The sequence below is a fragment of the Streptomyces sp. NPDC014894 genome, assembly GCF_043080985.1.
Lineage (GTDB): Bacteria > Actinomycetota > Actinomycetes > Streptomycetales > Streptomycetaceae > Streptomyces.
In genome coordinates this window covers 280,346-293,852 of the sequence record NZ_JBIBWD010000001.1, presented here as the reverse complement: position 1 = coordinate 293,852, position 13,507 = coordinate 280,346, and the positions used below count along the sequence as shown (strand labels likewise).

Sequence of the window (13,507 nt, the reverse complement as noted above, 5' to 3'; positions counted from 1 at the left end):
TCGCTCCCTGGGTGGTTCGTGGATCTTTGATCGTGAACAGCCCGAAAAGAACTCATGACCTGTGGTCGCTCACTCTGTCAGCCAATCGCCGCCTTGTACCTCTTTGCTGGTGTTTCGTGGGCTTATTCACAGGAAGCCCGGCGGGCGGAGCACCGACGCGCTCCCGTCGTTCGCCCATCGCGCTCCCGCCCGGTCCCGACAAACACCCGGGCGGGCGGCGGTCGTTGTCGGCGCGGGCTGGCACGATGGACGGCATGGAGACGACGGGGACCGACCAGCCGATCCTGCCGCCCGGCGAAGCCGGGGAGTACGCCCTGACCCTGTACGACGCGCCCTCGGCGACCGCCGGGCACGGATCCCTCCCGGTGCTCTCCCATGCCCCGGGAGCCCCGCTGCGGGAGCGGCGCGAGTCCTTCCGCCGGGTGTACGAGGCGGTCGTCGCCCGGATCGGCGAGCCGACGCTGTACGGCGGCTCCGCGCACGGCCCCAGCGTCCGCTGGCGCGACGCCAGGCGGATCGTGCTGCTGGCCGGCGATCTCCACCGGGCCCGGCTCTCCGTCCACGACACCGACGCGCTGGAGGCCGCGGAGGCGCGCACCTTCGACTGGGGCGGCGCGTGGTCGGCGGACGAGCCGCACGACTTCGATCTGCTGCCCTATCTGTGGCAGCTGGACCGCTCGGGTCCCGGCGAGCGCCCGGCGGAGCGGGTCGGCGGGCGGACGGCGTCCTCGCTGGAGCACTTCGCGAGCGCGCTGGAGCTGATGCTCGCCGCCTGGGTCGAGCAGCTGCCGGTGCAGGCCGGCGGGGACTGGGCGGGGTTCTCGCTGACGAGCGCGGCCGACCGGGGCCGGCGGCTCCAGATCTCCTACGCCCTGGCCGACGGGCTGCATGTCTCGGTGGACGACCGGGACGGCGCGGACACGCCCGAGCGCGCCGCGCTGATGCGCTCGCGCGGCTGGCATTCGCGCGACCGGGGGTGGTGGCAGGCGGAGTTCCCGGATCCGGAGCGGCCGGAGACGGCGGAGGCGGCCCGGCTGGCGCTGGCCGAGCTGAGAGCCCGGGGCACCACCGGGCCCAAGGAGCTGCGGGCACGGGACGTGAGCTGCAAGGACCGGGGCGAGCTGCTGCTCCCGGGGCTGGGCATCCGGCACTGAGCGGAGCCCGGGCGGGTGCGCCGTACGGGCGGATGCGGTCCCTCGGCGGCCGTGGGGGGCGCTCCTCCGGGTCGCGCGTACGGGCGGGAGGCGGGGGCGCTCAGGGGAGCCGGGGGGGGTGCGGTCGGGGCGCGCGGGAGCCCGGGGGTGCGCGCGGGGGCCGGGGCCGGGGCACGGGAGCCCCGGGGTGCGCGCGGGGGCCGGGGATACGTGTGGGGGCGGGGATACGTGTGGGGGCGGCCCGCACCGTGGTGGTGCGGGCCGCCCCCGTCCGCGCGTCGTGTACGGGAGAGGCTCAGCCCTCCGTCACGCCGAGCCGCTCAAGGATCAGCTCCTTGACGCGGGCGGCGTCCGCCTGACCGCGGGTGGCCTTCATGACCGCGCCCACGAGCGCGCCCACGGCCGCCACCTTGCCGCCGCGGATCTTGTCCGCGACAGCCGCGTTCCCGGCGATGGCCTCGTCCACGGCGGCGCCGAGCGCGCCCTCGTCGGAGACGACCTTCAGACCGCGCTTGTCGACGACCGCGTCCGGGTCGCCCTCGCCCGCGAGGACGCCCTCGATGACCTGGCGGGCCAGCTTGTCGTTGAGATCGCCGGAGGCGACCAGCGCGGTGACCCGGGCGACCTGCGCGGGGGTGATGGGCAGCTCGTCCAGCGCACGGCCGGACTCGTTCGCGTTACGGGCCAGCTCGCCCATCCACCACTTGCGCGCCTGGTCGGCCGGGGCGCCCGCCTCGATCGTGGCGGCGATCAGATCGACCGCGCCCGCGTTGAGGATCGACTGCATGTCGTGCTCGGACACGCCCCACTCCTCGCGGAGCCGGTTGCGGCGCACCCGGGGCAGCTCGGGCAGACCCGTCCGCAGCTCCTCGACCCACTCGCGGGAGGGGGCGACGGGGACGAGGTCGGGCTCCGGGAAGTACCGGTAGTCCTCCGCGTTGTCCTTGATCCGGCCGGAGGTGGTGGAGCCGTCGTCCTCGTGGAAGTGACGGGTCTCCTGGACGATCGTGCCGCCGGACTCCAGCACCGCGGCGTGCCGCTGGATCTCGAACCGGGCGGCGCGCTCGACGCTGCGCAGCGAGTTGACGTTCTTGGTCTCGCTGCGGGTGCCGAACTTCTCCGTGCCGTTCGGGCGCAGGGAGAGATTGACGTCGCAGCGCATCTGGCCCTTGTCCATCCGGGCCTCGGAGACGCCCAGCGCCTTGATCAGCTCGCGCAGCTCGGAGACGTACGCCTTGGCGACCTCGGGGGCCCGCGCGCCCGCGCCCTCGATCGGCTTGGTGACGATCTCGATGAGCGGGATGCCCGCGCGGTTGTAGTCCAGCAGGGAGTGGGACGCGCCGTGGATACGGCCGGTGGCGCCGCCGACGTGGGTCGACTTGCCGGTGTCCTCCTCCATGTGGGCGCGCTCGATCTCCACCCGGAAGACCTCGCCGTCCTCCAGCTGGACGTCCAGATAGCCGTTGAAGGCGATCGGCTCGTCGTACTGCGAGGTCTGGAAGTTCTTCGGCATGTCCGGATAGAAGTAGTTCTTCCGGGCGAAACGGCACCATTCGGCGATCTCGCAGTTCAGCGCGAGACCGATCTTGATGGCGGACTCGATGCCGATCGCGTTGACGACCGGGAGCGAGCCGGGCAGACCGAGACAGGTGGGGCAGGTCTGCGCGTTGGGCTCGGCGCCCAGCTCGGTGGAGCACCCGCAGAACATCTTGGTCTTGGTACCGAGTTCGACATGGACCTCGAGGCCCATGACGGGGTCGTAGCCGGCGAGGGCCGCCTCGTACGACACCAGTTCAGTGACGGTCACGGTGAAACTTTCCCTCTCAGCCGAACAGAACGTCGTCGTCGCCGAGGCGCTTCAGCTCGCGCACCAGCAGGGCGACGCCCGTGACGATGGCGGCGCCGGTGATCGCGGCATCGATCAGCCGGAGCGTGTCGTGTTCGCTGCGGGCCAGCTTCACCTGCTTCAGGACGCCGAGCGCGCCGAACGCGGTGGTGCCGATCGACAGATACGTGCCGGCCTTCGACTTCTTGAAGCCCTTGGCCTTGGTCAGTGCGCTCACAGTGACGGTGCCTCCTCCAGCAGCTGGTGACCCCACTGTTCCACGAAGGCGGCCTCGACGGCGGCACCGACCTTGTAGAGCCGGTCGTCCTTCATGGCGGGGGCGATGATCTGCAGTCCGACCGGGAGATCGTCCTCCGGAGCCAGGCCGCAGGGCAGCGACATCGCCGCGTTGCCGGCCAGGTTGGTCGGGATGGTGCACAGGTCGGCGAGGTACATCGCCATCGGGTCGTCGGCGCGCTCGCCGATGGGGAACGCGGTGGTCGGGGTCGTCGGCGAGACGATCACGTCCACCTGCTCGAAGGACCGGTCGAAGTCCTGCTTGATGAGCGTGCGGACCTTCTGGGCGCTGCCGTAGTACGCGTCGTAGTAGCCGGAGCTGAGCGCGTACGTGCCGAGGATGACCCGGCGCTTGACCTCGTCGCCGAAACCGGCCTCACGGGTGAGGGCGGTGACCTCCTCGGCCGACTTCGTACCGTCGTCGCCGACCCGCAGGCCGTAGCGCATGGCGTCGAAGCGGGCCAGGTTGGAGGAGCACTCCGAGGGCGCGATCAGGTAGTACGCCGAGAGACTCAGGTCGAAGGAGGGGCAGTCCAGCTCGACGATCTCGGCGCCGAGCCCCTTGAGCAGGGTGACGGCCTCGTCGAAGCGCTGCATCACGCCGGCCTGGTAGTGCTCGCCGCGGAACTGCTTGACCACGCCGACGCGCATGCCCTCCACGCTGCCGTTGCGGGCGGCCTCGACGACCGGCGGGACCGGGGCGTCGATGGAGGTGGAGTCGAGCGGGTCGTGACCGGCGATGACCTCGTGGAGCAGGGCCGCGTCCAGGACCGTACGGGCACAGGGGCCGCCCTGGTCCAGGGAGGACGAGAAGGCCACCATGCCGTAGCGGGAGACGCCGCCGTAGGTGGGCTTGACGCCGACCGTGCCGGTGACGGCCGCGGGCTGGCGGATGGAGCCGCCGGTGTCCGTGCCGATGGCGAGCGGGGCCTCGTAGGAGGCCAGGGCCGCGCTGGAGCCGCCGCCGGAGCCGCCGGGGATCCGGGTGAGGTCCCAGGGGTTGCCGGTGGGGCCGTACGCGCTGTTCTCGGTGGAGGACCCCATGGCGAACTCGTCCATGTTGGTCTTGCCGAGGATGACGACGCCGGCCTCCTTCAGCTTGCGCGTCAGGGTGGCGTCGTACGGCGGGATCCAGCCTTCGAGGATCTTGGAGCCGACCGTGGTGGGGACGCCCTCGGTGGTGAAGATGTCCTTCAGCGCGAGGGGGACGCCCGCGAGGGGGCCGAGCTTCTCGCCCGCGGCGCGCTTGGCGTCCACGGCGCGGGCCTGCGCGAGCGCGCCCTCCCGGTCGACGTGCAGGAAGGCGTGGACCTTCTCGTCGATCGCGTCGATACGGGCGAGGTGGGCCTCGGTGACCTCGACGGCCGTGAGGTCGCCCGCGGCGATCCGCGCGGCGATCTCGGCCGCGGTGAGCTTGATGATGTCCGTCATGATGTGGTTAGTCCTCCCCCAGGATCTGCGGCACCTTGAAACGCTGCTGCTCCTGGGCCGGGGCGCCGGAGAGCGCCTGCGCGGGGGTGAGCGACGGACGGACCTCGTCCGCGCGCATGACGTTGGTCAGCGGCAGCGGGTGGGAGGTCGGGGGTACGTCTTGGTCGGCGACTTCGGCGACGCGGGCGACCGCGCCGATGATGTCGCCGAGCTGACCGGCGAAATGGTCGAGTTCGTCGCCGGACAGCTCCAGACGCGCCAGCCGGGCGAGGTGGGCGACCTCCTCGCGCGTAATGCCAGGCATGCAGCGATCCTCTGGGGTGAGTGTGTGTGGTTTGAGTCAATCCTATGGGGCGAGGGGCGCTGACCACGAAACGGTTCGCCCCACGAGGCCGGGGACGGGGCGCGCACGGGCCGCGTAACGCCCGGGTGCGGACCGCGTACGGACGGGGTGCGGGCCGCGTAACGCGCGGGTGCGGACCTGGCGCGGCCTTCCGCGGTGGACGGCGCCGGGCTCGTCCGGGGCCGCGGGCGGGGTACGGCGGGGGCTGCGAGGACGCGGGACGCGGGAGCCGGCCGGGGCGGCGGGGCCGGGGCGCGGGAGGTCCGGCCGGGGCGGCGGCGCCCGGGGCGCGGGGCGGCGGTCCGCCCGGTCAGGGCACCGCCTGGCCGGAGGGCTCGTCGGCGCCGGAGGGGTGCGGGGGCGGCGGCTGGAGCTGGGGGCCGGGCTGGAGCTGGGGCGGCGACGGGGGCTGGGGCTCCGGCTCGGGCTGGGGGTGGCGGTGCCAGCCCCGTTCGCCGCGGGCGCGCAGCCAGGCGGTGGTCTCCTGCGGCGGCATGGCGGCGGCGACCAGCCAGCCCTGCACCGCGTCGCAGCCCAGATCGCGCAGCCGTTCCCAGGTCTCGTCGTCCTCGACTCCCTCGGCCACCACGAGCAGACCGAGGGAGTGCGCGAGGTCGACGGTGCAGCGGACGATCTCCGCGTCCTCGGTGTCCACGGCGAGCCGGGCGACGAAGGAACGGTCGATCTTCAGCTCGCTGACCGGAAGACGGCGCAGATGGACGAGGGAGGAGTAGCCCGTGCCGAAGTCGTCGAGGGACATCTTCACCCCGTGGTCGGTGAGACCGGCCAGGGTGTCGGCGGCCCGCTGCGGATCCTCCAGCAGGACGTGCTCGGTGATCTCCAGCTGGAGCGCTCCCGGCGGCACGCCGTGCCGGGCGAGCCGGGCGGCGACGGAGCCGGCGAAGCCGGGGGTGTGGACGTCGCGCGGGGACACGTTGACGGCGACGGGGACCTTCAGCCCCTGGGCCCGCCACTTGGCGACCTGGGCGAGGGCCGTGTCGAGGACGTACTCCGTGAGATGGGGCATCAGGCCGGAGGACTCGGCTATCGCGATGAACTCGTCGGGGGGCACCCGGCCGCGCTCCGGGTGGACCCAGCGGACCAGCGCCTCCAGCCCGGCGACCTGGCCGTCGAAGCGCACCTTGGGCTGGTAGTGCAGCTCCACCTCGCGGGCGTCCAGCGCCCGACGCAGATCGCCGAGGAGGCCGAGCCGGTCGGGGGTGTTGCTGTCGCGCTTGGACTCGTACACCTCGACGCCGGTGCGGTCCCGCTTGGCCTGGTACATCGCCACGTCCGCGCGGCGCAGCAGCCCCTCGGCGTCGAGCGCGTGCTCGGGGAAGACGGCGACGCCCGCGCTGGCCTCCAGGACGAGGGTGAGCCCGTCCAGGTCGAGCGGCGAGGAGAGTTCGACGGCGAGCCGGCGGGCGACGCGCTGGGCGCTGGTGATGGAGTCGGCCGTCGGCAGGAGGACGGCGAACTCGTCGCCGCCGAGTCTGGCGGCCTCGGCCCCGCGCGGCAGGGCGTGGCGCAGCCGCTGGGCGATCTGCAACAGCAGCCGGTCGCCCGCGAGATGGCCGAGGGTGTCGTTCACGGACCGGAAGCGGTCGAGGTCGATCAGTACGAGGGCGGCGCGGTCGCCGTTGGTCTCGGCCTCCTCCAGGGCGGCCCAGGTCCGCTCCAGCAGCCACTGCCGGTTGGGCAGCCCGGTGAGCGGGTCGCGCAATTGCTCCTCGGCCCGGGCGCGGGCGATCCAGAGGGTGGAGTCGAGGGCGATCAGGGGTATGGCGAACAGGGGCAGCAGCACCGGGAGCACGGCCGCGACGACGCAGATCAGCGGGGCGATGCCGAGCAGGGCCACCGCGACCAGGCCCTGCCGCAGCACGGCCGTCCGGGCGATGGTGGGCAGTCCGCTGCCCTGGGGGGCCATCACGTACCACAGAAGCAGCCGGGTCACCGCGAGATAGGCGGTGGCCGCGAGGATCACCTCGGGGGCGGCCTCGATGCCCCAGTCGAGTGGCTCCCAGGGGTGCTCGACGGTCGGGGACGCCCCGAAGGCGGCGAGGACCAGGGCCGCCGCGCCGATGCCGAGGATGTCGACGGAGCCGTGCAGCACGCCGTGCCGCCAGCGGTGTTTGCGGACCGTGCCGACCAGGGCGACGACGGCCAGGCTGACGAGTCCGGCGGGCACCCAGCCGTAGAGGAGGAGGGCGGCGATGGTCAGGGCGGCGCCGGAGCCCGTCCCGCCCCACCAGCGGTCGCGGCCCAGGGCCACCAGATGGCCGACGATGATCCCGGTGAGCACGGCGAACGCCCAGCCCACGGTGGAGCCGGGGAAGAGCGCGCGGTCCTCGCGCATCGCTCCGGAGATCCCGGTGGCGAGGACGAGCGCGGCTCCCGCGACGACGACGGTGTGCAGCCCGGGTGTCAGGCCCGCCAGACTCGCGAGGGCCGCGAGCCCACGCGGCCGCGGGACCGGGGCGGCGCTCTCGGTCGGTTCCATTCCCGTCCCTCTCACAGCCGGCGGTGCCGATGCCTGGCGATGGTCCATGTGTCATGCCACCACGACTGAGATCCCACCACGCGGCCGTGCACGACAGGCGCACGTCCCAACAGTAGGCCGCCAAAGGCTCTGAAGGGCATCGCTCTACTGCTCTTGCCCGAATGCGACCGGACCACCCTTATCCATCTGCTATGCGCCGAACGGGTGACGATGTACCAGTCGATTCCCGCCGCGGAAGGCGGCTGAATCCCGACCTCCGGAGCGCTTTCGGCCTCGCGCGGCCGTCGCCGCCGACGACCGCGCACGCCCCCTTTGTCACGCCTCCGCAGGCACAGCCGCCTCACGGGCCGCGTCCGGCCCCTGGGTGAGCAGAACGGCGAATCCCTCTTCGTTCAGCACAGGCACCTTCAGCTGCATCGCCTTGTCGTACTTGGACCCAGGGTTGTCACCGACCACAACGAACCCGGTTTTCTTGGAAACAGAACCGGTCACTTTCGCGCCGAGTCTCTGGAGGGCCTCTTTTGCGCCATCCCTGGTGTGGTTCTCCAGCGTCCCGGTGACGACGACGGTCAGCCCCTCCAGCGGCCGGGGCCCCGACTCCTCGCCCGCGCCCTCGTCCTCCATCCGGACTCCGGCGGCCCGCCACTTGCGCAGGATCTCCTGATGCCACTCCTCGGCGAACCACTGCTTGAGGGAGGCCGCGATGATCGCGCCGACGCCGTCGGTGGCGGCCAGCTCCTCCTCGCTCGCCTCCTCGATCCGCTGGATCGAGCGGAACTCCCGGGCCAGCGCCTCCGCCGCGACCGGGCCCACATGGCGGATGGAGAGCCCGGTGAGGATCCGGGCGAGCGGACGGGTCTTCGCGGCCGCGATGTTCTCCAGCATCGCGACGGCGTTCTTCCGGGCCTCGCCCTCCTGATTGGCGAAGACCGTGGCCGTCTTGTCCTCGCCCGTCTTCGGATCCCGCTTGGGCAGCTTGCTGTCGGGGTCGAGCACATAGGCCCGGATCGGCAGCAGCTGCTCCATCGTGAGGTCGAAGAGGTCGCCCTCGTCCGTCAGCGGCGGCTCGGCGGGCTCCAGCGGCTTGGTGAGCGCCGCCGCCGCCACATAGCCGAAGTGCTCGATGTCGAGCGATTTACGGCCGGCGAGATAGAACAGCCGCTCGCGCAACTGGGCCGGGCAGGACCGGGCGTTGGGGCAGCGCAGATCGACGTCGCCCTCCTTCATGGGCCGCAGCGCCGTGCCGCACTCGGGGCACTCGGCCGGCATCACGAACTCCCGCTCGGAGCCGTCCCGCAGATCGGCGACCGGGCCGAGGATCTCGGGGATGACGTCGCCCGCCTTGCGCAGCACCACCGTGTCGCCGATGAGCACGCCCTTGGCCCGGACCACGTCCTGATTGTGCAGCGTGGCGAACTCGACCTCGGAGCCCGCGACCTGGACCGGCTCGACCTGCGCGTACGGCGTGACCCGGCCGGTGCGGCCGACGCCGACCAGGATGTTCACCAGCTTGGTGTTGACCTCCTCCGGCGGATACTTCCAGGCGATGGCCCAGCGCGGGGCGCGCGCGGTGGAGCCCAGCCGCCCCTGGAGCGGGATCTCGTCGAGCTTGACGACCACGCCGTCGATCTCGTGCTCCATGGAGTGCCGGTTCTCGCCGAAGTGGGCGATGAACTCCCGCACCCCCTCCAGGGAGTCCACCACCCGATTGTGCCGGGCGGTGGGCAGACCCCAGGCCCGCAGCAGGTCGTAGGCGTGCGACAGACAGTCGATGGTGAAGCCCTCCCGGGCTCCGATGCCGTGCACCACCATATGGAGCGGCAGGGTCGCGGTGACCCGGGGATCCTTCTGCCGCAGCGAGCCCGAGGCGGAATTCCTCGGATTGGCGTACGGCTGCTCGCCGGCCGCCACCCGTCTCGCGTTCAGCTCCTGGAACTGGTCCATCGGGAAATAGACCTCGCCGCGGATCTCCACCAGATCCGGGACGTCGTCGCCGAGCAGCCGCTCGGGAATGTCGGCGATGGTGCGGACATTGGGGGTGATGTCCTCGCCGACCCGGCCGTCGCCGCGGGTCGCCGCCCTGGTCAGCCGGCCCTTCTCATAGGTCAGATTGACCGCGAGACCGTCGACCTTCAGCTCGCACAGGAAGTGGAAGTCCGGCGATCCGACCTCGCGCTCGACGCGCTCGGCCCAGGCCGTCAGCTCCTCCTCGTCGAAGGCGTTGTCCAGGGAGAGCATGCGCTCGCGGTGCTCGACCTTGGCGAGATCCGTCTCGTACTGCCCGGCGACCTTCTGGGTCGGCGAATCGGGCGTCCGCAGCGCCGGATACCGCTCCTCCAGCTCCTCCAGGGTGCGCAGCAGCCGGTCGAAGTCGCTGTCGCTGACGACCGGCTGCTCCTTCACGTAGTACCGGAAGCGGTGCTCCTCGATCTGTTCGGCCAGATCGGCATGGCGCTCCCGCGCCTCGGCGGGCAGCCCCGACTCGTCCCCCGCCGACAGATCCGTCCGCTCTTCGCCAGCCACCGTCTCGTCCTCCCGTGTCCCGGCGCCCATTACTCAGGGTTGTCCGCGAGCGATCTCGCGGCGGTGACGCAGTGGGCGAGCGCCGCCCGTGCGTACGCCGGAGACGCACCCGCCAGACCACAGCTCGGGGTGATCACCACGGACTCCGCGAGAGTCCCCGGATTCAGCCCCAACCTGCGCCACAGCGTCCTTACCCCCATGACGCTACCTGCCGGGTCCGACAATGGGGCGTCGGTGCACGGCACCACTCCCGCGAACAGCTGGGCGCCGGCCTCGACGGCCTCGCCGATGGCGTCGTCGTCACGCTCGGTGAGGAGTCCGAAGTCGAAGGAGATTCCGGCCGCGCCCGCCCGGCGCAGCAGCGCGAAGGGCACGTCCTGGGCGCAGGAGTGGACGACGGCCGTCTCCTCGCCGATCAGCTCCCGCAGCGCCGACTCCACGACCTGGCGGTCGGGGGCGCGGTGGGTGCGGTAGCCGCTGGCGCTGCGGATCTGTCCGCGCAGTACGGCGGTGAGCGACGGCTCGTCCAGCTGGAGCACCACCCGCGCGCCCGGGATCCGGCGGCGCACCTCGGTCAGATGGGCGCGGAGCCCCTCGGCGAGCGAGCCGGCGAGATCGCGGCAGGCGCCGGGGTCGGAGAGGACCGACTCGCCGTTGCGCAGCTCCAGCGCGGCGGCGAGCGTCCACGGGCCGACGGCCTGGACCTTCAGCGGACCCTCGTACCCCTGGGTGTACTCCTCCAGCGCGTCGAGGTCCTCGCCGAGCCAGGCGCGGGCGCGCCGGGTGTCGCGTCCCGGCCGGTCGCCGAGGCGCCAGCCGCTCGGTTCGACACGGGCGTACATCTCGACCAGCAGCCCGAGGCTCCGGCCGATCATGTCGGCGCCGGGGCCCCGGGCGGGCAGCTCGAACAGATGGGGAAAGGTCTCGAAGGAACCGGTGACGGTCTTCGCCGCTTCCCGCGCGTCGCCGCCGGGCATGGACCCGACACCGGTCGCGGGGCCCCAGCCGAACTTCTGCTTCTCGCTCTTGTCGCTCACCCGGGAAGGGTACGCGGCGTCCCGGCCGGTCCCTCCGGACGGGCGCGCGACCCGCCCGGGCCCGGCGGGGACGGCTGCGGACGGCCGGCGCGGGGAGTCGGCTCAGCGCCCCGGGCGCACGGTCATGTTCTCGATCACCGCGTCGCGCGGCAGATCCAGCGCGGTGACGATCGCGGTCGCGACCGACTCGGGGTCGATCCAGCGGGCGGGGTCGTACTCACGGCCCTCCTGCGAGTGCACCTTGGCCTGCATGGGGCTCGCGGTGCGCCCCGGGAAGACGGAGGTGACCCTGACCCCGTTGTCCCGCTCCTCCAGGCGCAGGGAGTCGGCGAGGGCCTTCAGACCGTGCTTGGCGGCGGCGTACGCGCCCCACTCGGCGTGGGCGACGAGCCCGGCGCCCGAGTTGACGAAGACGACCTGCCCGTGGGAGGCGCGCAGCTGCGGAAGGAGCAGCCGGGTGAGTTCGGCGGGGGCGATGAGATTGGTGTTGAGCTGCTGGTGCCAGGTCTTGGGCCGCAGATCGCCGACCGGGCCGAGGTCGACGATGCCCGCGATGTGCAGCAGCGAGTCGAGCCGGTCCGGCATCGGCTGCTTGGAGAAGGCCCAGGAGATGCGGTCGGGGTCGGCGAGGTCGGCGACGAGGGTGTGGGCGCCGGGGAAGACGGCCGCCAGCTGCTTGGCGCGCCCGGCGTCGCGCGCCAGCAGGATGAGCTCGTCGCCGCGCTCGTGCAGCCGGCGGGCGACCGCCGCGCCGATGCCGGAGCCGGAGCCGGTGATCAGGTGTGTTGCCATGGGGACCATGCTCGCACCCGGTCCGCGCCCGGGACCGCGCCGGACCCGCGCATCCCGCGGTCCCGGGCCGCCCCGGACCCGGATTACTGGATTCCGGCCTGCTCCTCCAGATACGCGAGGGCCGCGACGCCGTCCTCGGCGAAGAACACCAGCTCGGTGAGGGGAAGCGGCAGGAAGCCCTCCTCGTCCATCCGCCGCAGCTGCCGCTTCAGTCCGTCGTAGAACCCGGCGGTGTTGAGCAGGACGACCGGCTTCTGGTGCTTGCCGTGCTTCTTCAGCTCCAGGATCTCGGTGGCCTCGTCCAGCGTGCCCATGCCGCCGACCATCACGACGATCGCGTCGGACCTGGCCAGCAGGAGCGCCTTGCGCTCGGCCAGATCGGCGGCGACCACCAGTTCGTCGGCGTCCGCCCGGGCCACATGGGAGAGGAAGTCCACCGAGACGCCGACGAGCCGGCCGCCCGCCGCCCGCACGCCGTCCGCGACGACCTTCATCAGCCCGCTCTCGGAGCCGCCCCAGACCAGGGTGTGGCCGCCCTTCCCGAGAAGTTCGGCGAAGTCCCGGGCGGGTCCGGTGTACCGGTCGTCCAGATCGGCGGCGGAGAGAAAGACACAGATGTTCATGGGCTCACGGTAGGCGCGGCGGAGCCCCGTACGCAGGGGGTTTTCCCTCCGGGCCGAATCCGCGGAAAGAATCTCGCGCGGCGGCGATGAGTTCGGCGCGGAGCGCCGGTCAGCACTGCCATGGACAATATGAGCCGGACGCTCAGCAAGGCGCGGTCGGGGGACGGCACGCTCGTCGCGTACGAACAGCGGGGCGAGGGGCCGCCGCTGGTGCTGGTCGGCGGGGCGCTCTGCACGGCGGCGACGGACGCGCCGCTCGCCGCGCTGCTCGCCCCGCGCTTCCGTGTCGTCACCTACGACCGGCGCGGCCGGGGGGCGAGCGGGGACACCGCGCCCTACGCGGTGGAGCGGGAGATCGAGGATCTGACGGCCGTGCTGGAGGACGTCGGCGACGACGTCTCGGTGCACGGGATGTCCTCGGGCGGCGGGCTGGCGCTGCGGGCGGCGGCGGCCGGGGCGCCGATCGCCCAGCTGTCGGTGTACGAGCCGCCGTTCACCCCTTCGGTACAGGCCGGACCGCGCCCGGCCGCGTACGTCGCCCGGCTGCGGGAGCTGCTGGCGGCGGGCCGCCGCTCGGAGGCGCTCGCGGTCTTCCTCGGCGAGGCCGGGATGCCGACCGAGACCATGGGGCATCTGCGCGGCTCCCCCCTGTGGGCGGAGCTGGAGGCGGTGGCGCACACCCTTCCGTACGACCATGAGGTGATGGGCGACGGGTCGGTGCCCGTCGGGATGCTGCGGGGCGTCGGGATCCGGGTGATGGTGGTCGACGGCGGGGCCAGCCCGCCCTGGATGCGGGACGCGGCCCGGCTCGTCTCCCTCGCCCTGCCGCGCGGCCGGCACCGCACCCTGACGGGCCAGACGCACGAGGTGGCGCCCCATGTGCTGGCGCCGGTGCTGGAGGGGTTCTTCGCGGCGGAGGGGTGAATTCCGTACGGTGCGGGGGCCGGGCACGGGGCCGGCCTCCGCACTCCGGCCCGCCCGG

The 13,507-nt window shown here is 72.6% G+C and carries 11 protein-coding genes; 2 read left to right on the top strand and 9 right to left on the bottom strand.

Going from position 1 to position 13,507, the window contains the following annotated elements:
* Nucleotides 1-254: 254 nt before the first annotated feature.
* Nucleotides 255-1,154, top strand: a complete 900-nt coding sequence (locus ACF089_RS01245) for a hypothetical protein (RefSeq protein WP_392020175.1) — start codon at nt 255-257, stop codon at nt 1,152-1,154.
* Nucleotides 1,155-1,449: 295 nt separating this feature from the next.
* On the opposite strand, the gene gatB is transcribed toward ACF089_RS01245, so the two are convergent.
* The 9 genes from gatB to ACF089_RS01200 all read right to left on the bottom strand — a co-directional run bounded on the left by gatB (nt 1,450) and on the right by ACF089_RS01200 (nt 12,525).
* Nucleotides 1,450-2,961: an Asp-tRNA(Asn)/Glu-tRNA(Gln) amidotransferase subunit GatB gene (gatB, locus tag ACF089_RS01240; protein WP_392020174.1), complete on the bottom strand. Its 1,512-nt coding sequence runs from the start codon at nt 2,959-2,961 to the stop codon at nt 1,450-1,452.
* Between the two features lie 16 nt (nt 2,962-2,977).
* Nucleotides 2,978-3,217: a hypothetical protein gene (locus ACF089_RS01235; protein ID WP_392020171.1), complete on the bottom strand. Its 240-nt coding sequence runs from the start codon at nt 3,215-3,217 to the stop codon at nt 2,978-2,980.
* Nucleotides 3,214-4,707, bottom strand: a complete 1,494-nt coding sequence (gene gatA / locus ACF089_RS01230) for an Asp-tRNA(Asn)/Glu-tRNA(Gln) amidotransferase subunit GatA (RefSeq protein ID WP_392020169.1) — start codon at nt 4,705-4,707, stop codon at nt 3,214-3,216. Before gatA ends, ACF089_RS01235 begins: the two co-directional genes overlap by 4 nt.
* A gap of 7 nt (nt 4,708-4,714) precedes the next feature.
* Complete coding sequence (gatC, locus tag ACF089_RS01225; RefSeq protein ID WP_392020168.1) at nt 4,715-5,011, bottom strand: Asp-tRNA(Asn)/Glu-tRNA(Gln) amidotransferase subunit GatC; 297 nt, start codon at nt 5,009-5,011, stop codon at nt 4,715-4,717.
* A gap of 349 nt (nt 5,012-5,360) precedes the next feature.
* Complete coding sequence (locus tag ACF089_RS01220; protein ID WP_392020166.1) at nt 5,361-7,550, bottom strand: putative bifunctional diguanylate cyclase/phosphodiesterase; 2,190 nt, start codon at nt 7,548-7,550, stop codon at nt 5,361-5,363.
* A 315-nt stretch (nt 7,551-7,865) separates the two neighbouring features.
* Nucleotides 7,866-10,103: an NAD-dependent DNA ligase LigA gene (ligA, locus tag ACF089_RS01215; RefSeq protein WP_392020165.1), complete on the bottom strand. Its 2,238-nt coding sequence runs from the start codon at nt 10,101-10,103 to the stop codon at nt 7,866-7,868.
* Entirely contained in the window at nt 10,103-11,110 is a 1,008-nt protein-coding gene (locus tag ACF089_RS01210) for a methionine synthase (protein WP_392020163.1), read from the bottom strand. The genes ligA and ACF089_RS01210 overlap by 1 nt, the downstream gene beginning before the upstream one ends.
* Nucleotides 11,111-11,212: 102 nt before the next feature.
* Nucleotides 11,213-11,902: an SDR family oxidoreductase gene (locus tag ACF089_RS01205; protein ID WP_392020161.1), complete on the bottom strand. Its 690-nt coding sequence runs from the start codon at nt 11,900-11,902 to the stop codon at nt 11,213-11,215.
* 83 nt (nt 11,903-11,985) lie between these two features.
* Nucleotides 11,986-12,525 carry a TIGR00730 family Rossman fold protein gene (locus ACF089_RS01200; RefSeq protein WP_392020160.1) on the bottom strand — a complete coding sequence of 180 codons (540 nt, stop codon included), beginning with the start codon at nt 12,523-12,525 and terminating at the stop codon, nt 11,986-11,988.
* 120 nt (nt 12,526-12,645) lie between these two features.
* Here ACF089_RS01200 and ACF089_RS01195 point away from each other — a divergent pair, with 120 nt between their 5' ends.
* On the top strand, nt 12,646-13,449 hold the full coding sequence (locus ACF089_RS01195; RefSeq protein WP_392020158.1) for an alpha/beta fold hydrolase: 804 nt from the start codon (nt 12,646-12,648) through the stop codon (nt 13,447-13,449).
* Nucleotides 13,450-13,507: the final 58 nt, after the last annotated feature.